Source organism: Bacillus massilinigeriensis (assembly GCF_900111815.1).
GTDB classification, from domain to species: Bacteria; Bacillota; Bacilli; order Bacillales; family Cytobacillaceae; genus Mesobacillus_C; species Mesobacillus_C mediterraneensis.
The window spans coordinates 790,006-811,172 of the sequence record NZ_LT630004.1 but is presented as its reverse complement, the minus strand read 5'-3'; the positions used below and the strand labels follow the sequence as shown (position 1 = coordinate 811,172).

Genomic DNA, 21,167 nt, shown 5'->3' with positions numbered 1-21,167 from the left:
AGGTGAAAGAATGAACCTAGAAATCTATCAGTATTTGGCGCAGCTGCATTCCTTTGTACAACAGCAAAGCGAGAAAATAAGCAAACTGGAGCGAACTGTAAAGGAAATGCGGAAAGAAATGAAGGGCTTAAAGGAAAGACCTCCAATGCAGGTAGGAAATATCGAATACAAGTTTGACCAGTTAAAGGTTGAGCGGCTAGAAGGTACGCTGAGTATCGGTCTGAATCCTAGTGACTTGCAAGGATTGGAGGACTTTTCTGTAGATAATAAACAGGTCAAAGCGCCTTCTCCGAAGGATATGTTTTATCGATCAATGGACATTGAACAGGAAATCTCCACCTTTATCGATACGGAAGTTCCTGCAATTTTTCACAAAAGTAAAGACCTTTTAGGAATCGAGGTGGATGATTCTTATCTTCCTTTCATTCAGGAGGACCTAAAAAGACAAATTCCGAACAGGATAGCTGCTTACACTTCTGAATTGCCTGAGAAAACAGGTGAAGGGAAAGAAGAAACTGTCTATAGCAACATCATTATAAAGCTGAAAACAGAGATAGAAAACGGAATCCATCAATTTTTGCAAAACCTTCCTTAAATGGATAAGAGGTGAACCTGTTGAATTTTACTGTGTATAACAGAGACCTTCAAGTAGTAGATATTAAAATTATCGGTGTCTCCAGTTCTGCAATGGTTCTTGTCGGAGATGCCGGGACCATTCAGCTTGGGTCCATTTATGATACTCCTCCAGAATCATTGATTATTGGCCCTTTTATTCCATTGTCCCCCGAAAGGAACAACGAATAACCGATGCGCACCTCTGTTGTGAACAATTTGAAAGTACTCAGTCTTATCATTTCCTCTGTCATAGAAATTGGCGATACTGTTTCCGTACACGGAACCTTAAAGGCACTCGCCGTCCAAAGAGAAAAAGAATTGTTTTTCGGGAATGAAGGCAACTTCTCTACTTTTCGAACATTCACAGAACCTATTATGATTCCCCCGATTCCGGAGGAGATGCCTTTTATACGAAGGGACCTTCGACCGAATATATACGTCAACAATATTCATATTCTCGGTATGAGCAGTTCCTCCGTTCTTCAAATCGGAAATGCGCAAGATATCAAAATGGAGGCAAGAGTTAAACATATTAGGCAGCTATTGCCGCTTGGAAATAGAGGTAATTGCTCTTAAGCATTCAAAACAATTTGAAAGGAAGGTTTATATGCCTGCTTTTTTAGGACCTGTCCAAATCATTAATGTAGGCGGCGGAGTTGTTCAATTTGGAGACACGGTAAATGTTGCTCCTAAAAGCGCCGGAAAAACCGTTTCAGGTCAAGGTGCACTTAACACCGGGGGCTTTATTATTACGAACAATGGACTTAGTGCCAATAATCTCCTCGACACAAACCTAATTGATCAGCCATTGGTGGGGAATTCATAATAGAGATAGGGGGAGGTGACTAACCTCCGTCCCTCTCACACCACCGTACGTACGGTTCCGTATACGGCGGTTCCAGTTATGTCTGACGCTGTATGTCATATCTTGCAGAAATACTTTTTAACCCTAGGGAAAGCCAGTAGGCTTTCCCTAGGGTTTTATGAAGAATTGGGCTCTTGGATATTCTCCAATAGGCTTTCCTCGTATTTCCCCATTCGTAAGCTTTTCCTCTTGGTACACCCAGTTCGATGAGTTTCCTGACTTTGGTTCGAGGAAGTTTCCATTCCTTCCACCTAATCATTCGCATTCTTCGATTTAGCCAGCCTTCCAGGCTAACAATTACTGACCGGGTATCAGCCAGGTGGTAATAGTTGACCCACCCCACTAGATATTCATTTAGGATATGAATCCTTGTCTCCATAGAGATTGAACTTCGCCTGCTAGTCAATTTCCTAGCTTTATCCTTAAACCGTTTTATTGCTTGAGGTGATATTCTCACCTTCGGTTTTAGGTTGCTTGTGAAACTGAAGCCGAGAAATTTTCTCTTCCACGGTCGGTCTACGGCACTTTTCTCCTTGTTCACCTTCAGCTTAAGCTTCCCCTCTATAAAATGAGTCATTGCTCTCATTACTCTTTCTCCAGCCCTTTTGGATTTCACATAGATGTTGCAATCATCCGCATACCTGACAAACCTGTGTCCTCTGCGCTCTAATTCCTTATCCAATTCATCCAGGACTATATTGGACAGGAGGGGGCTTAATGGTCCTCCTTGCGGAGTGCCTTCCTGGTTCGGACTGAGAAGTCCGCCTTCCATAACACCCGCGGTTAGGAATCGTCGAATCAAACGGAGTAAGGATTTATCCTCTATTCTCCCGGCTAATTTACTCATTAACCTGTCGTGGTTAACCTTATCGAAGAACTTTTCGAGGTCAATGTCTACCACCCATCTATATCCTTCTTCCATGTAGCTTTGCGCTAGTTTGACTGCCTGGTGCGCCCGCCTGTTCGGCCGGAACCCAAAACTACTTTCAGAAAAGCCTGGGTCGTACATTCTGGTAAGCACCTGGGTTATTGCCTGTTGAATGAAACGGTCCGTCACGGTCGGGATTCCTAATTTCCTTTTCCCTTTGCCGTCTGGTTTCGGGATTTCGACTCGACGGACGGGGGAAGGGACATAGGTTCCCTCGGCAAGGGATTTGCGCAGTTCGCTCCAGTTATCCACGATATGTGCGCGCAGAGCGGTGACGGGCATTCCGTCCACTCCATGCTTTCCCTTGTTCTTTTCTACTCTTTTAATCGCATGAAGTAGATTTTCCCGTGACAGGATTCGTTCCATTAACATTGATATAACCTCCTGCGTAAATAGGGTTTCTGTTTGTGTTCTTCCATTCTCCACCCTGTCCTATTGACCCCCATGGATTCACCATTTCTTTCAATAGACAGGTTTCTCTGTTTTCTGTTTCACTGAATGGCAAGATTCGCCTAGCCCCTATTTTCCATAACTGGTTCAGCCCTTCCTTATCCTCTTAAGCGGACAAGTACTATGGCTTCTGCTGACGCCTGCCGTTCAACCTACCCTCACGGATAGGCTTACCGCATGAGTACGGCATTCCGACAGGTTCTCCCCGGGTAAGAGTACAGACTTTCCTTCCACGTCTCCGCCTCATTTACTCTGTGGCACCTTCGGCAGTAAGGGCTTTGTCTTGTTTTGCAGACTCACCCAATGCCACCTAGCCTTATATGAGGTTCGTGTTCCTCGGAGCGGAAGTTTGCCGCCGACTTCCTTCAGATATAAGGGTCGCCCCTTATACCCTTGTCTTGAGCTACAGCTACTACTGCCTTCACTGTTCAGGACTTTCACCTTAGAGCCTGTACCCATGCCGGGCACACAAAAGAGATCCAGAAGCTATCGCTTTCTGGATCTTTTTCAACTTGAGAAACACTCAAACGTTTGTTTCTCTCCTCCATCACATATCAATCAAATGACCGCCATCAAAGAAATACAGGTACTTTTCATCCACTTTTCGCCTTGTAACCTTTTCAAGAGCTTCTGTGTACAAGGAGATTTGGAGCCTATATCTCTCCTTCAGAATATCATGTGCTTCTTGAAATCCACCTTTAAACCTTTCATGGATGTTATCACTTTTGAAGTCTAGAAGGACCGTACCATGCTCATCTTCAAAGACACAATCGATAATACCCTGGATGAAGATTTCTTCTTCCTCTCCCTTCCAACCCGGATAGACCCTTGAAGATGGAAAGGACAGATAAAACGGGACTTCTCGGTTGACATTCTTAGCGTTTAAAAGGCGCATGCCTATTTTATTTTCAAAAAAATGAACAATCCAGTCTATCTCCACTGCATCCTTTTGTTCAGGAAGGAGCATTTCCCTATCCACCATCCCGTTCATCAGTTCTTTGACAGCTTGGGGAGTGATAGGCTCAGACAGATCAATATGCTGCATGACCATATGCATTGCCGTACCCTTTTCAGCAGGGGTCATTTTCTTTTCTAACATAAACTTAGGTCTGTTTAAAATGGGTTTAGAGAAGCGACGCACTATTTCCGTTCCGCTCTCCTCATCCCTCGCTTCTTGGTTTCTCTTTAACTCCGAAACAGATTGCTTGGCCCTATGTACCGTCGCTTCCGTATTTCCGTATCTCCAGCTTAACCTTGCGACGGCCTCTTTGCCAAGACATGATTCTATGTTCACTTTTTCCCCTCTTGCGACAAAATCCAATCTGTTATCATATTCAGAAACGCCGCCTTCCTCTAATCTACCGGCATCTTCCGCTTTGAATATAGTAATCTTCCATTTTGAAGGGTGTTCCGACACTTCGCATTGCGGTCCCTGTCGGTCACCATAGCTCCCCGCATCTCGATGCCTCATTACAGCAGGTCCTATCCAATCCATAAAGCTTGTTGCAGATGCACGAATATACTCATCCAGCAGCCAATCACTTCCAGCATCTTCGCACCATTGAGAAATTGTCTTCTCTGCATCTTTCACCGATCCCAGCAAGTACAATTTCTCTTTAGCTCTTGTCATGGCAACGTAAAGGACTCGCATTTCCTCGGCAAGCATCTCTAATTTCTTTTTTCTTTTAAAAGCAATTTGCGGGAGGGAAGGATAGGATATCCGCTTTTCAGGATTGACATATTTTGCAGCAAATCCGAATTCCTTGTCCAGCATATAAAATTTCTTCAAGTCCATCATATTGAAATTCCTTGCAAGACCAGCGGCAAATACAACCGGGAACTCCAATCCTTTACTGCTATGGATCGTCATCATCCTTACGACATCCTCCTGTTCACCGATTGCTCCCGCTGTACCCAGGTCGTTCCCGCGCTCTCTCATTCGGTCGATAAAGCGCAAGAAACGGAACAGTCCCCTGAAAGAGGTTGATTCATATTGTCTTGCCCTGTCATAGAGCGCCCTCAAGTTAGCCTGCCGCTGCTTCCCTCCCGGCATTCCTCCAGCAAAATCATAGAAGCCAGTTTCGCGGAGCAACTGCCAAATCAGCTCTGAAACGGATCCTTGCCTTGCAGTTGTTCTCCATCTCTTTAGTTTTTCTAAAAAAACGCTCGTGATTTCTTGCAGGCTCTCATCAGCCTCCGCCGGAGCTTTTGCTGAAAATTCCTCCAATGCATCAAAATATGCGCCCCTCTTGTTTGCAAGCCTGATTTTCGCCATTCCCTCTTCATCAATCCCTACAATTGGGGACCGGAGAACAGATGCAAGCGGGATATCTTGAAGCGGATTGTCGATTACTTTTAGCAGTGACAGCATAATGGATATTTCGGTTGCTTCAAAATAGCCTGTCGAAAGATTAGCGTATACAGGTATTCCTTGCAGCTTAAACTCCTCCATAATTTGCGGTGCCCATGTCATGGAACGGAGCAAGATAACGATATCGCGATAATTTACCGGACGCGATGTCCCTGTCTTGCCATTGAAAATAGTTCGACGCTCTCCAATCATTTTTTTGATTTCCTTCGCCATCACTCTTGCTTCATACTGAGATTGTTCTAGGTCTGCACTGTCAAAAACACCGTCTTCTAATGCTGAAGTTTCCGCGTCGCCATGTTCAGAAGGAGTGGCTGATTCTATCAGGAGAACTTCTACCGGAAATGGCTCATCCTCCGGATAGGAGGCGCCCTTCTTCAGTTCGGCCTGCTCATCATAGTGAATCTCTCCAACCGTAATTCCCATGATTTGCTTAAAAAGATAGTTGGTGCCTTCCAACACCTCGTTCCGGCTTCGGAAGTTTTTTGCAAGATCAATCTTCAGGCCTGTTCCTTCTCCATTATCCTTAAATCGATTGTATTTGCCGAGGAATAAGTTAGGTTCAGCGAGGCGAAAGCGATAAATCGACTGCTTCACGTCCCCAACCATAAACATATTCCCGGTGCTTTCTCCGTCGGCAGTAACGAGCTGTAGAATGGCTTCTTGAACCATGTTCGTATCCTGATATTCATCTACGAGCACTTCTTTGAACTGCCTTCGATAATACGCTGCTGCCTCAGAAGGAAGCAGGTTTCCCTTTTCGTCACTCCCTTCAGCCAAGATTGAGAGCGTATAATGCTCCAAATCAGAAAAATCGACAAGTCCCTTCTCCTGCTTAACGGCATCAAACCTTTTGGAGAAAAGCCTAACAAGTTCAACAAGCGTTTTGATAACAGGTCTCATTTCGGCCATGTCTTTCAAAAAGCTTTGAGGCTTTCTTGTGAAAAGTTCCTCTTTTATATCTAACACGATCTTTTTTGCTTTATCTCTAAGCTTTTGGGCTTTGTCGATTAATCCCTTGTCATATGTTTTCGGACTGGCAGGTTTAGCCCTTTCGAATTCAACAACCTGCATTGCATCATGTAGATCCTTCCATGACTCTTTCAAAGCCGCAAGCAGCGTATCGACGACATGGATGTCAGAAAGGAAATTCTCAGCACGGGGTGCTGGACCTCCTGGCACCTTCGTTAATTCCAAACCCTTGTTCAGCATCTCCTTTGCTCCATTTAACTGGAGCCTGATATCAAACAAGAGATTTTTCATGAAAGGCAATTCTGCCACTTCTGTTTCCTCTCCTGCGTCGTACATATCGACAATCGAACTCAAATAACAATCAGGAGAAGGATTGGCTCTGGAAAACTCGTATAAATCTAGGATAATATCCTTTAATGCTTCATCGGTTCTATCATTTGTAAAGGTGTCTACTAATCGAAAAAACGCTTGGTTCTCGGGTTTTCCGTACTCCTCTTCAAAAATATCGTCCATTACTTCATCCTTAAGCAGCTGTCCTTCCGTATCCTCTGCAATCCGAAACCCTGGATCTATATCGATTAAATAATAGTATTTTCGAATAACTTCTAGACAAAAGGAATGAAGAGTCGAAATAGAAGCACGGTTAAGTAGACTTAGCTGCATTTTCAAATGAGGAGATTTCGGATCTTTATCTATCGCCTCTTCAAGCGCCACTCCGATCCTATGCCTCATCTCGGCAGCAGATGCATTGGTGAAGGTGGCGACTAGCAATTCATCCACATTCAACGGTTCATTGCAGTCCGTAATCTTCCTGATAATCCGCTCAACGAGAACCGCTGTCTTACCGGAGCCCGCAGCTGCTGCGACAAGTGTGTCTTGTCCTTTTGCTGTGATTGCCTTCCATTGATCACTTGTCCATGTCAAGCCCTCCGGCATTGGGGGTATATTAAGTTTAGCCATTACCATTGCCCTCCTCCCTGATGGCAGCCAAGATATCGTCTTTTTTCTTTGGATCAAGCTTTCGATAGTCATTCGTTCCGAGTGACGGGTCAAATTGGCAAACCGATTTAAAAGAACAGAAAGTACATGGCAGCTTGTCCTTTAGACGGTACGGGGAGATGTCGACATTGCCACCGATTATTTCATCTCCCGTTTCCACATACTTCTCCCGAACAAACTGCCGGAGATAATCAAAATCATTTCTTGTGGCCACCTTTGATGCTTTCGTTAACGTGCCATCCTTTTTAAAGCCAGCAGAAATAATATCCGAATTTCCTGATTCAAGGCTTCGATCCATTAATCTAATGACATGTTCATCCGCTAAAAGCAAGCCGTTCATTTTAAACTGCTTCATGATTTCCTCTTCAATCTCATCAAGCGTCAGCATTTTCCGCGCATTAATAATCGGGTTATGGACATGGAAATACAGGACGCCCGCAGGAACTGCTCGTTTTCCGACAATTCCTTTTGAGTGGGTCAGGACGATATCTAAATAGGTAAGCATTTGAAGTGCCAATCCATAGTATACTTCTGTCAAGTTCAGTTCTTTACCGCTAGATTTGTAATCTATAACCCTTAAATAAATCCCGCTCTCATCCTCCGCCTTGTCTACTCTGTCAATCCTTCCGACTAACTGCATTTTCGCACCATTTTTCAAGGAAAATCCTAACGGCGGCAAATCTCCGTTTCGCCCGAAGCCCAGTTCTACACCAACAGGTGCAAAACCGCTAAGCTTAGCATGCTCCCCAAGAACAAGAGAAGCCCTTGTAATGATGTTTTGTAGTTTTTGCCTAATATAATGGTGCCTGTTAGAGCTTAGGAGAATCTCGTTCTGAAGCCTTGGCGCAAGCGTGACAACCGCCTCTTTGGCCAATTCCTCCGTCTGTTGCTGGGTGAGTCTTGCCCAGCTTAGGTTCCTATCCATTACTGTTTCTGCAATATACTTCAATGCTGCATGGAAAAGCTCTCCAATATCCGGAGCTTCCAGCCTGAAAATCTTCCGGTCTCTCAGCTTTAAGCCATGCTGGGCATAATGAGAGAACGGACAGCTGTTGAACAGCTCCATCCTTGAAACACTTGCCTCAATGACTTCCCCAAATAGATCACTGCTGACACTTTCTGATAGCCTTTTTGTCCTGTTCTCGTAAAAAAGGCTAGAAAGAACTTTTTTCGCCGTCCCCCTCCATTGGACGCTTTCCATGAAATAGTCGTACACATCCCACCAAAAGTCGAAGATAGGATAATTTAGCTTCTTTTGCTGAAGCTGAATTGCTAAGAAGGAAAGAGCGGATGTTTCATTTGAAACAAAAGTCAGCTGTTCCATCTCCTTAAGCCCTGATGGCTCTGCTGCAAAGATTCTCTGTACAAGATCCGTGAAAATTTCCTGGAATCTTTTTATATAAGAGGATGGTATGAGCGCCTTTCCTTCTTCATTCGCAATCGGGTAGCTGACGTATAAGTATTCAGAAGGAGTGGTAAAAGCTTTGTACGCAAGGAAGTTCTCGTCAAGAAGCTTTATTCTGCTTTCTGCACCGATTCGAATCCCCATCAGCCCTAATGCTTGCCTTTCGTCATCGCCAAGAATACCTTCCTCGGTTTGCTTCGCAGGGAGAACCCCTTCGTTTACACCAATAACGAAGGCCGCCTTGATCTCAGAAACCCTCGATTTTTCCAAGTTAGCCACCAATACTTGATCAATCGCTGGCGGAATAAGCGAAAACTGAAGTGATTCAAAGCCAGCATCTAAAATCGACATAAAATCTCGCGGAGCCACTTTTTGATCTCCGAGCATTTCTACAAATTCATCAAGAAGGCTGATTATTCCGTTCCATGCCTGATCATGCTCTCTCGCGGCCACAAGATCCCCCTGCTCCTCTGCCATGCTCCTCCATTTTTCCAGTTTAGCTGGTACATCTAGTTCTTCCAGAAACAAATAAACTGCCTCGCAAAGCTTTCTGCCGTTATCTGCCCTTTTTAAGCGCCTTGCCATTCTAAGAAGAGGAGCTGTGAGGATTAGCCTCATTTCATTAAGCTCTTGTTCCATTTCTTTCTCTGCATCTGTCTGGGCTGTATCCGTAAACTCAAGTCCCCTTATGCGCCTGTAGACCCAACGATCTTTCCGTGTCCACTTCTCTCCTTGAATTCCATAAGCGAGAACATAATTTTCAAGCTTATCCATTTTCTCCCGGTAAGTATAGATATCTGCCTCAAGCGGAAAGAGCAAGTCTGTTTTGACCGCTCTAAATATAGGTTCATAGCGCCAATTCCCGAGCACTGTTTCCAGGCTGGATCGCACTAGTTCTATCGCCGGATGGTTCAGCATCGTCCTCTTTTGATCAATGAAATAAGGAATTTGATAATCTCGGAATATCGTTTCGAGGATTTCCCTGTAATCATTTCCATTCCTCATCAAGATCGCAATATCCTTGAACCGGTATCCCTTGTCACGAACGAGGCTCAGTATCTCTCTTGCTATTCCTTCTATCTCAGCACGGCGGTTTACAGCCTGAAACAGCTTAACTGCTTCTCCTGCAGTTGCTGGGTTTACCGGCCTTGTATCAAATTCTGCTTCCAAATGCCTTAACGCTTCATTGTTCCAACGCTTTTGACCCTTCAGTATAACCTCATCTTCTATCTCCACTCCGAGTTGTCTAAATGACTCATAAAGGGCTTTACATGTTTCCCCAGTTAAGCGAAACATATGAAGCTCATCTGGACCTGCAGTATAAAAAGGCTGGTCAAGAGCTAGTGTTATAGTGACCTTTCTGCAGGAAAGAGCTAGCTGTTCGATGACCTTAATCTCCAAGGGAGTAAACTGGTAAAATCCATCTATAAAAATTTCTGCGCCTTTTAAATACTTTGATTGCGGAATTTTTTCAGCGAGGAATCGGAAATAGTCCTCTGAATCAATGTATTTACCATAAAGCTCCTCTTCAAAACGGCGGTAAATCATTTCAATATCGTGAAGTTTTTCCTTTAAAGCCTTACTACCTGGAATCTCCTGACTCAAATATTCGGGCCCAATCGCATGCCGTTTAAACTCTGTCAGCATCCCTTCCATCTGTGCAATAAACCCGGACTTGTCTGCTGCACGCTGAAAAATCTTTAGATCCTGTTTCTTGTCTTCAATAATTTTACGAATCATCATACTGATTCCAACACTAGTCAAATGGCGGCGGGAAGCGCCTCCCGTTTCCTGAAGAACTCTCCACGCTAGGCGAGGAAAGCTGTATACCTGCGCTCTCACCATGCCTCCAAGACCAGGAGTAGTAGCAAGACGATATTCTGACAGAAAGGACATTTGCTCTGGCACTAGGTATATGATTGGATTTCCTTCTGGGTTTTGAGCAAGTTCATTTCGTATTTCCCTTAAACAAAGCTCCGTCTTTCCGCTCCCGGAGCGGCCAAGCACCATACGAACCGGCATAGGCACTCCCCTTCTTTCTTCGTTAATTGCTTTTCTATCATCATATTAAATATTATACCAAACACATGTTCACATTTTTCATTATACCTCTTTTTGCGTGTTATTCCAATTTTGCCGTTACTGGATATCAAGGTGAGAAGCTGTTCACTGCTTTCAATCGAGGATAACTGCCGTTGCTTCAAACCACAATAAAAAGGCATTCCTCTTGAGGCCAAAGTGAAGGAATGCCTTTTTATAGAGTTTCGACCACTGTTTGTTTTTGGACAATTCCAAACCTACAAACGGTTGCTATCCAAAATCCCCATGCTCTCTATATGTTTTTTTGCTTTGTCATCGCCTAGTTGATAAATCAAATGATAGACTTCATCAATTGTACGATCGTAATCTGCGTCTGCCTTATTATCATGATATTCCTTGAATGGGACGTGTGCTCTTGCAAAAGTCTCCCAATCTGCTTTATCATTTTCTCCAAGGAATTCACGAAGTTGCTTCACTTCTTCTCCTGTTGCAGTAATCCTAAAATACCCTGTATCTTCAGCAGGTTGTTCCAGTACCTCCCCGCTTGCAATACTGACAAAATATGGCCGCCTCTGCTCTTCCATCCTCTCATCTCCTCGCTTTTTACTATGCTTTTACCACAAGAAACGGTGGATTAACCATGCAGCCATAAAATGATAGAGGGACTAGGTTTATTTATCAAAAGAGATGACCATTTCGTCGATTGGCCAATAGCGAAGATTCACTTTCCCAACCACCTGGTCGATAGAAATGAATCCAAAGTATCTGCTGTCCCAGCTCCCAAGACGGTTATCTCCAAGAACAAAGAGCTTCCCATCCGGAACTGTTTCCTTACCTGCAACTTCCTTTAAGGTAAAGTCCCCAGTGAAATAATGCCCTTGGATTTGCTCCTGATATTTCTCCAAAAACGGTTCTTCTACTACCTTTCCGTTGATAAACAACCTGTCTTCCCTATATTCGATTTTATCGCCCGGCAAGCCAATAACGCGTTTTACATAATCCTCTTTCTCGTTCGCATGAAACACAATGACATCAAAACGCTTTACGTCCCCGATGTCGTAACCTATCTTGTTAACGACAAGCTTGTTTCCTTCCTGGAGGGTGGGAAGCATCGATTCTCCTTCCACCACATAATTTGAAAAGAAAAAAGTTCTGATAAAAGCAAAGATAATTATTCCGGCAGCAAAGGCCTTTAACCATTCAGTGCTTCCCCTTCTAACCTTATCTTTCAAAATATTCGCCTCCTGACTACGGCTATTTCACTCATCATGTTTTTTCAATGCTGCTATTCATTTTTACTTCAATTCTCTTACCAACATACCAAAGAATAAAAATGATGAGAATTACAATAGCTGTCCGCACAGGTTTTGTAATAAGGGATCGAATATCATACCCAACAAAACTAATAGTAAAAATCATCACCATTTTACCGGCAATGACTGCGAGCATATACTGAGCTACGCTGATTTTGGACATTCCCGCAACAATATTGACCACCGCGGAAGGGGTAAACGGAAAACATAACAGGACAAACAACGGACCGAATCCATGGCGTTCCACCCAGTTCATGCCTTTTTGCACTTTAGGATGCTTTTTTACAAATATCAGGATGCGACGCTGACCGTACTTCCTAACAAGCAAAAAGACAATGAATGCACCGGTGCAAGCACCAATCCAGGAGAAAAGAAAACCGAACCAGAGTCCAAAGGCATTAGCATTCGCCATTACAAATAAAAAGAGCGGGAGGAATGGCAAGAATGCCTCAAGCATTGGGAGCATCACTCCCGGCAACGGTCCTAGTGCCTTGTATTCTTTTATTAAATCCATTACTTTTTCAATGGTGAACCATTCTTGAAGAAATTGAGAATCCATTCCAAACTCCTTTTTCCATGTTGCAGGCTTCTTCGCATAGAAAATCTTTTTGCTAATATTGTACACCTGCAAGAAAATAAATGGAAAGTTTAGTATTCATTTTTACTAGTTAGTTCGACAGGAACTGCTTCAATTCCTTTTCATTAGCAGTCTCATCGACTTCTAAAATTAAACCTGCCTCTTCTACCCGCTTGTTTTCAAAAGTGCCATCCACCGGAAGGCGTAACGTTTCGATATTTCTGTTTTCTGTGGTAATAAAGCCCTTTGCAATGAATAGCACATCCCCTGTATCCATGTTCGTGGTAACGAAAGGCATAACCACTCCCAACAGTTTAGGGAGCTTCCTAAAGGTACTCACACTTACCAATTGATCTGCAACATCTTTGATTGCTTTTTGCTGTCTCTCTACCCTTCCAAAGTCTCCGACTGCATCCTGTCGGAATCGGACATATCCGAGAAGGTGCTCTCCATCCAATCGCTGTTCTCCTGGTTCAATCGTTACTCCAATGTTCTCTTCCATTCTTTTTTCGACATCGACTTTTACTCCATTTGGAAATGCCTCGTCAATTAGGCGGACAAAGCCTTCAAAATCCACTACTGCATAATATTGCAAGTCTATTCCGAAATTCGACTTTATTGTTTTCCTTAGCAATTCCGGCCCTCCAAAGGCAAATGCTGCATTAATCTTATTTTTCCCATGACCCGGGATGTCAACATAACAGTCCCTCATTACAGAAACGAGCTTATATGTTCCCTTTTCTTTATTGTAACTTCCAATCATGATAGTATCTGCCCTCGGCTTGTCCTTGCCTGTGGCGTCACTTCCAAGGATTAGGATGTTTGTTGATCCGTTTTCGTCCTGCTTTCCTTTAAACTCATATACTTCCTGCTTCGCTCTGCTGCTTTTCTGTGACTGTTGCAGGCCTGACTGATACTGAGAGTAAAAGTTATAGCCTGAAACGCTAGCAACAACCGCCAGCAAGAGAAGGAATACACGACCCCAGCGTATTCTCCTTCTTCTTCTCTTGATTACACGTCTGCCATTCATCATCAAAGAGCTTTCCACCTTTTCGTTTATTACCTTTTCATTTTAAAACTTTTTTAGAATAAATGCTTTTCGCTAGACTCGTTATATTTTCCTTCTTATATCCTATACTTAAACTTTTATTTCAAAAATTTTTTAGAAATCTTTTGTGAGAAAAGGAAATGAGCACATTTTTTAGAAGCTGGGGGAAAAGATAAAAATTAGCTTGATAAACAATGGTCATTTGGAGTAAAATAAAACAAGAACAAATGTTCGTTTTTGTAAAAGGAGTAGGCACGAATGACGCGAATTCCTGAGAAGGACCGTGACATGCTGGATTTGGCCATCTATCTTCCAATGGTATTAACTGTACTATTGAAGGATAGGGCGATAATTGAGTCAGGTCCCTTTAAATTGAAAAAACCGTATATTAACCTAATTGATGAAACAATGCTGACAATCCAAAAAGACCTAGCGGCGGTAAAGCGCTATTTAAAACAAAACAGCCTCCGTGTTGAGAGGCTGAAGCGAGATGAAGCTTTTACTATGTATTTATTCCTCTATCGAGGATATGAGGAGCGGCACAATTATTTCAATCCCCGTCTTCGCAACAGAACAGAAGAGTTGCTTGAGCTCTATCTTCGTAAGAAAGCCCATCTGTTTTCCCGAAATGAAGGCCCTGAATATCATGCGAAAGGTTAACGCTTTATTCCCAATAGCACTTATTCATACGGAAGTTCACTGACAAGATCAGCTTTTTCCCGACTTAAATACTTCGGGCCTTCGAATAAATATCCTGCCCGCCGCTCCGATTCCTTCATCCTCTGAATCATCCTTGTCCTAAGGTGCGCTGTTCTCAGCAGCTGGTTCTCAAACGAGCTAAAGGATACTGGAAGAGTAATAGATCGCTTGTTTCGAAAAGTGACAGATGTCTGCTGAGAGTCTACTTTTTTATGGCTAAGTATATGCTCATGAGAAATCCAAATGCACGCAGGCTTAGATGGCGAAATAGTCGGCAGGAAGTAAATCGAATTAAGAGGATCAATGATGATAGGGATCTTGTGGGTTATTCCAGCCATGTTTCTGGCTCCTTCTTTTCTTCCTTCATAACTCGAGCCGAAATATTGGCAGCTTCTTTTAATAATGTCAAGCGGCTTCGATGGGACAATATAATCGTCCTCATATTCGTATACCCGCGAAAAGGTTTTGCTGCCATACTGATATGGAAGTAGGATCATCGTTAATGGGTTTATTTCGTATTCTTCTATGATACTTTTATGCCCTGTTTCCATTCCACCATCTCCCTGCAAAGGATTTTTCTTTCATAATAACATGTATGGTTCTTTTTTTAGTAAAAAATTAACAACGTTCAGAAAGTCTTCACAAAAGTTAGATATAAAAACTTTCCCAAAATTAAAATAATTTTGTTGATTATCCTTTTCAAAGTCCATATAATATAAAAAAGGTCGAAGAGGTGAGGTCAATGAAAGATAAATCCTATTCTGAAAATATGAAGGCTAGTGTGATGAACCGCATTAAAGCAAAAAAAACCTTTGTCCTGGACCTATATGTCGACATGCTGATTTCCGAAATCCAGCTCAAAACGAAAAAGGAAAAACTGCTTTTCAAAATCGATGAAGCCATCGATCGCCGCGACCAAACGCTCTTCCTTACCCTCACAGAAGAACTGAAGGATCTTGACAAGCGTTTCGGGACATGATGAACAGTTGAAAGTTCCATTAAGGCAAATTCTATTCTGCGAAAATATGACTCAAAAACAAAATCCCCCGCAAGATTCGTTTGCGGGGGATTCCTTCATTCTTCCCCTTTATTCCTTTGTTCGACTTCGTACTCTTCAAGCCGCGATATCCGTTCAAGCATGGTGGGATGGCCATAGCGGAAAATCTTGACTAGAATTGGCGGATTTACTTGGCTAAGCCCTGCCTTTGTCAACGTCTGAAACGAAGTGATGGCTGCTTCTGTATTTCCTGTCATCTCGATGGCGTAGCGATCAGCACGACTTTCCTGGTAACGGGATACAAAATTACTGACCGGAGAGGATAAGAACAGCAACATAGAAAGGATCATCAAAAATAGCGGCAACGCCCGGATATCCCCAGTATCTTTTATCTTCCAATATCCACCCCATCGACCAATCGACCATGACATCAATTTTGAAGCAATCCATAATCCTACAAGGGAAAGTAGCAAATAACCTGCAATACCAAAATATATGTGCTTTTCCACATAATGCGCCATCTCGTGTGCCATGATGAACAAAACTTGATCATCATTCAGCCTTTCCAGCGTAGTATCCCAAAGAACAATGCGAGAATTCCCGCCAATTCCGGTAACATAAGCGTTCAGCGCATTCGTTTTTTCCGCCATCTCTACCTCAAAGACATGGTCGGCCGGAATATTGGCTTCGCTTGCCAACTGAAGGATCTTCGCCTCAAGCTCCTTGTCTTTCAACGGAGAAAAGTCATTATAGAGCGGGTCGATTATCACTGGTTGAATAAACATCACAAACAAGGTAAACGGTATGGATAAAAGCCAAGCAAAAAGCCACCAGAATCGTTTGCTTTTTCCAATAAGCCAGTAAAGGACCAAAACAGTAATAAGCATTGTCATAAAATTGATCCAATAATCGATCATTTCATCCTTCATCCACGATGGAAATGGTTGGGTAGAGATATTATACGTTTTCGAAAAGCGGTAGCTAATGTAACTGAACGGAAAAGCTGCAACATAGGAGAATAGAGAAAACCAAAATACATAGACAGCCTTTTGAAGAAATGCGGGCTTTGCTGCCTCCTCTCCCCACTTTTTAAAAGCACCCGATAATCCTGTAATTAAGATGAGGAAATAAAGGAGCCATTCGTATGGGGTGGAAAGAAAAAACAGGAGATTCCTTAGCTTTGAATATTCTTCACTCAACATGTATTCTCTTGGATTCATGAATGTCGCAGGATCTGCTCTCGAACCTCCATGTTCGAACGGCAGGCTAGTATCAGCCAAATAGAACAGGTACCAATAGGCCAAAAAGCCGAAAATAACATAGGCCGAAATACTGTAAAAGCCCATTTTCCGCACCAATTGCAATCATCCTTTCGTACAACCTCTATCAACAGTTTAGTCGTGCTTCAAGCAAAATAGAACCATTACTGGCACGCTATGTATGAGCTAAGAATCTAGAGTATATACGAGTAGGCACTTAAGGCAGCAATGGAAGCAATCACGACCAAAACAACATTTGCCCCAGTGAAGGCAACAATAAATGCAGCAATCGCTCCAACAAGCCCATAAAAAATATCTTCCTTCATTAAAAATACCGCAGGAAAAATAAGCGCTCCCAGAGCTGCATAAGGGACGTTTCCAAGAACTCCCTGGATAAAACGCGGAAGCTGCTTACTGCTCCACAATGCAAAAGGCAGCATTCTAGGGATATAAGTCACCATTGCCATCATGGCAATCAGCACGATAATTTCAGCCCTCAACATGCTTATCCGCTCCTTTCTTCATGTACAAGACAGCTTCTGTCAGTACAGCAGAAATAATTGTTGCCGCAACAATCGCCCACCCTGATGGAAGGAGCTTACCAATAGTGAAGATGCTATTCAAACATGCGGCAAGGGCGGCAAGAAAGACCACTTTCACTCCTTTTTTCATGGAAGGTACGAGAAGACCAATGAACATAGCATAGAGCGCAATTGACATGCTATCCTGCAGAATCTTTGGAAGACCAGAACCCAGTAGGTAACCCAGTCCAGAGTTGATTACCCAACTGAAGTAGGAAATAGATACCAGTCCCAGCATATAGGAGGTGGTAATGACCTTCTGCCGCATCGATGCCACCGTAAAGGTTTCATCGGTAATTCCAAAAGCATATATCACTTTTCCAAATACGCTGCCCCTTTCCGCCTTCTCATTGAGAGATGCCGCCATCAAAAAGTGTCGTATATTTACAATAAAAGTAGTGAGGACAATTTCAAGCATCCCTGTGCCGGCCGCTAGCAGGCTTAAAGCTATGTACTGGGCTGCCCCCGCAAAGACAAGGAGGCTCATCATGACTGTCTCTATAAGGGTCAGTCCTGTTGCTTTGGCAATCAAACCGAACGTCATTGCAACAGGCAAGTATCCGATAAAGATACTTACCCCGGAATGAAGCCCCTCTCTGAATTCCCCATCGTTATCATCTACAGTGCGATTTTTCTCCACAATCTTCCCCCTATTTTTAGAATAAAGCTCCTTATCTCCCTTTATAGACAGGCTTCCTCTTTTCACTGAACGCATTCAAAGCTTCTAGCCTATCTTCCGTGGGAATCGTGATTTCGTATGCTTTTCTTTCAAGCTGCAATCCTGTTTGAAGGTCGACGTTCATACCTTGTTTGATCGCATATTTTGCCTGGATGAGGGCTACAGGGCCATTTGCCAGCATTCGTCCGGCATATTCTTCACATGCGGCCATAAGGGCTTGTTTGGGCACCACTCTATGAAGCAGCCCATATTGGAAAGCTTCATTAGCGTCTAGCTTTTTAGCTGTCAGGATTAAGTCAAGCGCCTTAGCTTGACCAACAATCCTTGGCAGCCGCTGTGTTCCTCCTGCACCAGGGATAATAGCAAGCGAAGTCTCGGTCAGACCCATTACTGCTTCCTCTGAAGCAATCCTGAAATCACATGAGAGAGCTAGCTCCATTCCTCCTCCGAACGCAAATCCATTGATTGCTGCAATCGTTGGCTGTGGAAGCTGGTCAATACTAGTGAAAACTTCGCCTATTTTATAGATGTTTCGCTTTACCTTTTCATCAGAAAGCGTCCTGCGCTCTTTTAAATCTGCTCCAACGCTGAATGCTTTATCACCAGAACCAGTGAAAATGACCACCCGTATATTCTTCTCCGTCCGGATTTTTTCAACCGCTTCCTGTAGTTCTAGCAGCGTATCATAATTAAAAGCATTCATACTTTCAGGCCTTTTAAGCGTGACTATTGCGATATGCCCCAGTTCTTGCAAAGAAATATTGTTCAACATGCATTCCTCCCCGTATTCTTACTAGATTCTTTCTCCAAAAAAGGACAAATTCCTTTTTCATTAAAGGCAATAGACTTTTTAGACTTGATATTTTTCCGAACAAAAAAAAGCCATTCTTTATTCCAGTTTTTTGGATGGAAGAATGACTTCACCACAGCTTATATTATGTTCGCTTCCCCTATTCATTTGAGCGAGCGCTACTGCAGCATTTTTCCTATAACAGTTCCCGTCTTTCCACTGATCGCATCATAAGCATATTCAAGTGAAGTAATATATGCTTTTCTTCCGTTTGCCGATTCCGCAAATTGAATAGCTGCCTGAACTTTTGGCAGCATGCTTCCAGGTGCAAAATGACCTTCCTCAATGTATTTTTTCGCATCTTCTACGGAAAGGTTACGAAGGTTTTGCTGCTCAGGTTTTCCAAAGTTAATCGCTACATTTTCCACTGCTGTTAAGACGAGGAATGCATCCGCTTCCACAAGCTCTGCGAGCTTTTCTGAAGCAAAATCTTTATCAATAACTGCTTCAATGCCGATCAGCTTTGAATTGTCCTTAGATACAGGGATTCCTCCCCCACCGGCAGCAATTACAATATTGCCGGCAGCAATGAGATCCATTATTGCTTTCTTTTCGATGATATCGATTGGCCTCGGGGATGGGACGACTCTCCGGTAACCTCGGCCAGCATCTTCTTTCATTCGGTAACCTTTTGTTTTTTGAAGCTCATCTGCTTCTTCCTGGCTATAAAAAGAGCCTATCGGTTTTGTAGGGTTATCAAAAGCTGGATCATTCTCGTCTACGAGAACCTGCGTGACAAGAGTAACAGCGTTATAATCAATCCCTTCATCGTGGAAAACCTCATAAAGAGCATTTTGAAGCCAATATCCAATCATTCCCTGGCTCATTGCCCCGCATGTATCAAGAGGCATTGCAGGAAGTTTGTCACTCTGGTTCATTTGCTGCTGAAGAACGATGTTTCCTACTTGGGGACCATTGCCGTGCGCAATTATCAGCTTATGCCCTTCTTTAATCAGCTTCACCAGTTCCTTGGCTGTATTGTAACATGCGTTTTTCTGATCTTCTGCAGTAGCGCCATTTCCCGTTTGAATGGCATTTCCGCCAAGGGCAACAACGATTGTTTTTGTCATAATGAATTCCTCCTGATGTGAAAATCCTAGATGCTAATCTTTCCTGATGTCAGCATGAAGATGGCGAGAATTCCAAACACGACAAACAATCCCGCCCAAACCAATTCAAATGGCTTAAATGCTTTTTTGCCATGTTCCTTCTGGGCATATTGATATACAAATATCCCCAGCGCATACAAAACTGCCGTCAGAACGAGATAATCGATTCCTGCGGCATAAAGCAGCCACGCACCATAAATACTTGCAACTATCCCAATAGCAGTCTGCTTCGTCTCTTTTTCCTGCATGCTGTATTTGACTTGATATAGTGCGGAAAACAGATAAGGCACAAGGATCGCAGAGCTTGCCAGTGAAAAAGCAAAGTTATAAGGCTTATCGGAAAACAGGAAGGTCAAGAGGAAAACCTGGATCAATACATTTGTAATGATCAAAGAATTTACCGGCGCCTTATTTTTATTCTCTTTGGCAAACAGCTTAGGGAGAACGCCATCCTTCGCAGCTAAATATGGCAGTTCTGACGCAAGCAATGTCCAGCCGAGCCATGCTCCAAGAACAGAAATGATGAGTCCAAGATTGACAAATGTCGCTCCCCAAGGCCCCACAACGCTTTCAAGCACGTATGCCATCGATGGGCTCTTTAGATCAGCCAGTTCTTCTTTTGACATAATCCCTGTTGATAACAAGGAAATCATTACGTAAATCAGCAAAGTAGAGACGAGACCGATGATAGTAGCTTTCCCTACGTCCTTTTTATTCTCTGCCCTGCTCGAAAGGACTACTGCTCCTTCAATACCAATAAATACCCATAGCGTCACAAGCATGGTACTCTTTGTCTGACCCAGGACGTCAGAAAGCCTAAATTCTCCTTTACCCCAGAAATCAACATTAAATTGTTCAATATTGAACGCGAAAATTCCTAGAATGATGAATAGGAATATCGGTACTAGCTTGGCGATTGTAACAACCGTATTAACAAGCGCAGCGGACTGAACTCCGCCTAATATGAGGAAAACAACAGCCCATAAGAGGACGGAAGCGCCAACAATCGAGGCAACATTCTGCCCATCGAATATCGGAAAAAAATAACCGATGGAACTGAATAAAAGTGTTGCATATGCAACATTGCCGAGCCAGGCAGACAGCCAGTATCCCCATGCAGAATTAAATCCCCAATAATCACCGAATCCTGCTTTTGCGTAACTGAAGACCCCGCCTTCAAGATCCGGTCGTTTGCTCGTAAGGTTTTGGAAGCAAAACCCAAGGCATATCATCCCGATCCCAGTTATAACCCATCCTAGAATAATTGCGCCTGTACTGGCACCAGAGGCCATATCTGTAGCGATATTAAAAGCTCCCCCACCAATCATCGATCCCACTACAAGTGCAATCAATGCAAATAACCCGAGCTTTTTTTCATTTTCTGCCATTCGATAAACACCCGCTCTCCAGATA

20 protein-coding genes are annotated in these 21,167 nt (G+C 43.3%); 6 read left to right on the top strand and 14 right to left on the bottom strand.

The annotated features are described in order from the left end of the window. Positions 1-10 precede the first annotated feature (10 nt). The 4 genes from gerPC to BQ5796_RS04345 are packed head-to-tail and all read left to right on the top strand — an operon-like array spanning position 11 to position 1,441. On the top strand, positions 11-595 hold the full coding sequence (gene gerPC / locus BQ5796_RS04360; protein ID WP_071459110.1) for a spore germination protein GerPC: 585 nt from the start codon (positions 11-13) through the stop codon (positions 593-595). Between the two features lie 20 nt (positions 596-615). Further along, positions 616-804, top strand: coding sequence for a spore gernimation protein GerPD (locus tag BQ5796_RS04355; RefSeq protein ID WP_071459109.1), 189 nt, complete (start codon positions 616-618; stop codon positions 802-804). A gap of 3 nt (positions 805-807) precedes the next feature. Next, positions 808-1,191, top strand: a complete 384-nt coding sequence (locus tag BQ5796_RS04350) for a spore germination protein GerPE (RefSeq protein ID WP_071459108.1) — start codon at positions 808-810, stop codon at positions 1,189-1,191. A 31-nt stretch (positions 1,192-1,222) separates the two neighbouring features. Continuing rightward, positions 1,223-1,441 carry a spore germination protein gene (locus BQ5796_RS04345; RefSeq protein ID WP_071461141.1) on the top strand — a complete coding sequence of 73 codons (219 nt, stop codon included), beginning with the start codon at positions 1,223-1,225 and terminating at the stop codon, positions 1,439-1,441. A 76-nt stretch (positions 1,442-1,517) separates the two neighbouring features. Here the strand turns inward: BQ5796_RS04345 and ltrA are convergent, their stop codons facing one another. The 7 genes from ltrA to BQ5796_RS04310 all read right to left on the bottom strand — a co-directional run bounded on the left by ltrA (position 1,518) and on the right by BQ5796_RS04310 (position 13,562). Then, the gene (gene ltrA, locus BQ5796_RS04340) at positions 1,518-2,780 is read right to left on the bottom strand and encodes a group II intron reverse transcriptase/maturase (protein ID WP_071459107.1); all 1,263 of its coding nucleotides are present in this window, start codon (positions 2,778-2,780) and stop codon (positions 1,518-1,520) included. 625 nt (positions 2,781-3,405) lie between these two features. Beyond that, positions 3,406-7,158 (bottom strand): helicase-exonuclease AddAB subunit AddA, encoded by a 3,753-nt coding sequence (gene addA, locus BQ5796_RS04335; RefSeq protein WP_071459106.1) that lies wholly within the window; start codon positions 7,156-7,158, stop codon positions 3,406-3,408. Then, positions 7,151-10,624, bottom strand: a complete 3,474-nt coding sequence (gene addB, locus BQ5796_RS04330; RefSeq protein WP_071459105.1) for a helicase-exonuclease AddAB subunit AddB — start codon at positions 10,622-10,624, stop codon at positions 7,151-7,153. Before addB ends, addA begins: the two co-directional genes overlap by 8 nt. Positions 10,625-10,899: 275 nt before the next feature. Then, positions 10,900-11,226, bottom strand: a complete 327-nt coding sequence (locus BQ5796_RS04325; protein WP_071459104.1) for a hypothetical protein — start codon at positions 11,224-11,226, stop codon at positions 10,900-10,902. An 87-nt stretch (positions 11,227-11,313) separates the two neighbouring features. Beyond that, positions 11,314-11,874, bottom strand: a complete 561-nt coding sequence (gene lepB / locus BQ5796_RS04320; protein WP_071459103.1) for a signal peptidase I — start codon at positions 11,872-11,874, stop codon at positions 11,314-11,316. A 34-nt stretch (positions 11,875-11,908) separates the two neighbouring features. Beyond that, positions 11,909-12,514 (bottom strand): TVP38/TMEM64 family protein, encoded by a 606-nt coding sequence (locus tag BQ5796_RS04315; protein WP_071459102.1) that lies wholly within the window; start codon positions 12,512-12,514, stop codon positions 11,909-11,911. Positions 12,515-12,623: 109 nt separating this feature from the next. Next, a complete protein-coding gene (locus BQ5796_RS04310; protein WP_428839314.1) occupies positions 12,624-13,562 on the bottom strand; it encodes an LCP family protein in 939 nt (312 codons plus the stop codon). 276 nt (positions 13,563-13,838) lie between these two features. Here BQ5796_RS04310 and BQ5796_RS04305 point away from each other — a divergent pair, with 276 nt between their 5' ends. Beyond that, on the top strand, positions 13,839-14,240 hold the full coding sequence (locus BQ5796_RS04305; RefSeq protein WP_071459100.1) for a YhjD family protein: 402 nt from the start codon (positions 13,839-13,841) through the stop codon (positions 14,238-14,240). A 20-nt stretch (positions 14,241-14,260) separates the two neighbouring features. On the opposite strand, the gene BQ5796_RS04300 is transcribed toward BQ5796_RS04305, so the two are convergent. Further along, positions 14,261-14,830, bottom strand: a complete 570-nt coding sequence (locus BQ5796_RS04300; protein WP_071459099.1) for a competence protein ComK — start codon at positions 14,828-14,830, stop codon at positions 14,261-14,263. 191 nt (positions 14,831-15,021) lie between these two features. Between BQ5796_RS04300 and BQ5796_RS04295 the strand changes: the two genes are divergently transcribed. Beyond that, on the top strand, positions 15,022-15,258 hold the full coding sequence (locus tag BQ5796_RS04295) for an IDEAL domain-containing protein (RefSeq protein ID WP_071459098.1): 237 nt from the start codon (positions 15,022-15,024) through the stop codon (positions 15,256-15,258). 95 nt (positions 15,259-15,353) lie between these two features. On the opposite strand, the gene BQ5796_RS04290 is transcribed toward BQ5796_RS04295, so the two are convergent. From BQ5796_RS04290 to arcD, 6 genes are all read right to left on the bottom strand, one after another. Continuing rightward, a complete protein-coding gene (locus BQ5796_RS04290) occupies positions 15,354-16,634 on the bottom strand; it encodes a M48 family metallopeptidase (protein ID WP_071459097.1) in 1,281 nt (426 codons plus the stop codon). Positions 16,635-16,729: 95 nt separating this feature from the next. Then, positions 16,730-17,038: an AzlD domain-containing protein gene (locus BQ5796_RS04285; RefSeq protein WP_346190278.1), complete on the bottom strand. Its 309-nt coding sequence runs from the start codon at positions 17,036-17,038 to the stop codon at positions 16,730-16,732. After that, positions 17,025-17,756, bottom strand: coding sequence for an AzlC family ABC transporter permease (locus BQ5796_RS04280; protein WP_071459096.1), 732 nt, complete (start codon positions 17,754-17,756; stop codon positions 17,025-17,027). The genes BQ5796_RS04285 and BQ5796_RS04280 overlap by 14 nt, the downstream gene beginning before the upstream one ends. Positions 17,757-17,787: 31 nt before the next feature. Then, entirely contained in the window at positions 17,788-18,567 is a 780-nt protein-coding gene (locus tag BQ5796_RS04275; RefSeq protein WP_428839286.1) for an enoyl-CoA hydratase-related protein, read from the bottom strand. 197 nt (positions 18,568-18,764) lie between these two features. Further along, a complete protein-coding gene (arcC, locus tag BQ5796_RS04270) occupies positions 18,765-19,718 on the bottom strand; it encodes a carbamate kinase (protein ID WP_200792900.1) in 954 nt (317 codons plus the stop codon). Between the two features lie 23 nt (positions 19,719-19,741). Continuing rightward, positions 19,742-21,142: an arginine-ornithine antiporter gene (gene arcD / locus BQ5796_RS04265; RefSeq protein ID WP_071459094.1), complete on the bottom strand. Its 1,401-nt coding sequence runs from the start codon at positions 21,140-21,142 to the stop codon at positions 19,742-19,744. Positions 21,143-21,167: the final 25 nt, after the last annotated feature.

What these genes read in the sequence shown, in the direction of transcription:
- BQ5796_RS04315 (WP_071459102.1), bottom strand. Translation starts at nt 12,514, where the DNA reads ATGGATTCTCAATTTCTTCAAGAATGGTTCACCATTGAAAAAGTAATG.
- BQ5796_RS04305 (WP_071459100.1), top strand. Translation starts at nt 13,839, where the DNA reads ATGACGCGAATTCCTGAGAAGGACCGTGACATGCTGGATTTGGCCATC.
- BQ5796_RS04275 (WP_428839286.1), bottom strand. Translation starts at nt 18,567, where the DNA reads ATGTTGAACAATATTTCTTTGCAAGAACTGGGGCATATCGCAATAGTC.
- arcD (WP_071459094.1), bottom strand. Translation starts at nt 21,142, where the DNA reads ATGGCAGAAAATGAAAAAAAGCTCGGGTTATTTGCATTGATTGCACTT.
- addB (WP_071459105.1), bottom strand. Translation starts at nt 10,624, where the DNA reads ATGCCGGTTCGTATGGTGCTTGGCCGCTCCGGGAGCGGAAAGACGGAG.
- gerPC (WP_071459110.1), top strand. Translation starts at nt 11, where the DNA reads ATGAACCTAGAAATCTATCAGTATTTGGCGCAGCTGCATTCCTTTGTA.
- BQ5796_RS04285 (WP_346190278.1), bottom strand. Translation starts at nt 17,038, where the DNA reads ATGTTGAGGGCTGAAATTATCGTGCTGATTGCCATGATGGCAATGGTG.
- BQ5796_RS04345 (WP_071461141.1), top strand. Translation starts at nt 1,223, where the DNA reads ATGCCTGCTTTTTTAGGACCTGTCCAAATCATTAATGTAGGCGGCGGA.
- BQ5796_RS04325 (WP_071459104.1), bottom strand. Translation starts at nt 11,226, where the DNA reads ATGGAAGAGCAGAGGCGGCCATATTTTGTCAGTATTGCAAGCGGGGAG.
- BQ5796_RS04350 (WP_071459108.1), top strand. Translation starts at nt 808, where the DNA reads ATGCGCACCTCTGTTGTGAACAATTTGAAAGTACTCAGTCTTATCATT.
- addA (WP_071459106.1), bottom strand. Translation starts at nt 7,158, where the DNA reads ATGGCTAAACTTAATATACCCCCAATGCCGGAGGGCTTGACATGGACA.
- ltrA (WP_071459107.1), bottom strand. Translation starts at nt 2,780, where the DNA reads ATGTTAATGGAACGAATCCTGTCACGGGAAAATCTACTTCATGCGATT.
- BQ5796_RS04295 (WP_071459098.1), top strand. Translation starts at nt 15,022, where the DNA reads ATGAAAGATAAATCCTATTCTGAAAATATGAAGGCTAGTGTGATGAAC.
- BQ5796_RS04310 (WP_428839314.1), bottom strand. Translation starts at nt 13,562, where the DNA reads ATGAATGGCAGACGTGTAATCAAGAGAAGAAGAAGGAGAATACGCTGG.
- BQ5796_RS04300 (WP_071459099.1), bottom strand. Translation starts at nt 14,830, where the DNA reads ATGGAAACAGGGCATAAAAGTATCATAGAAGAATACGAAATAAACCCA.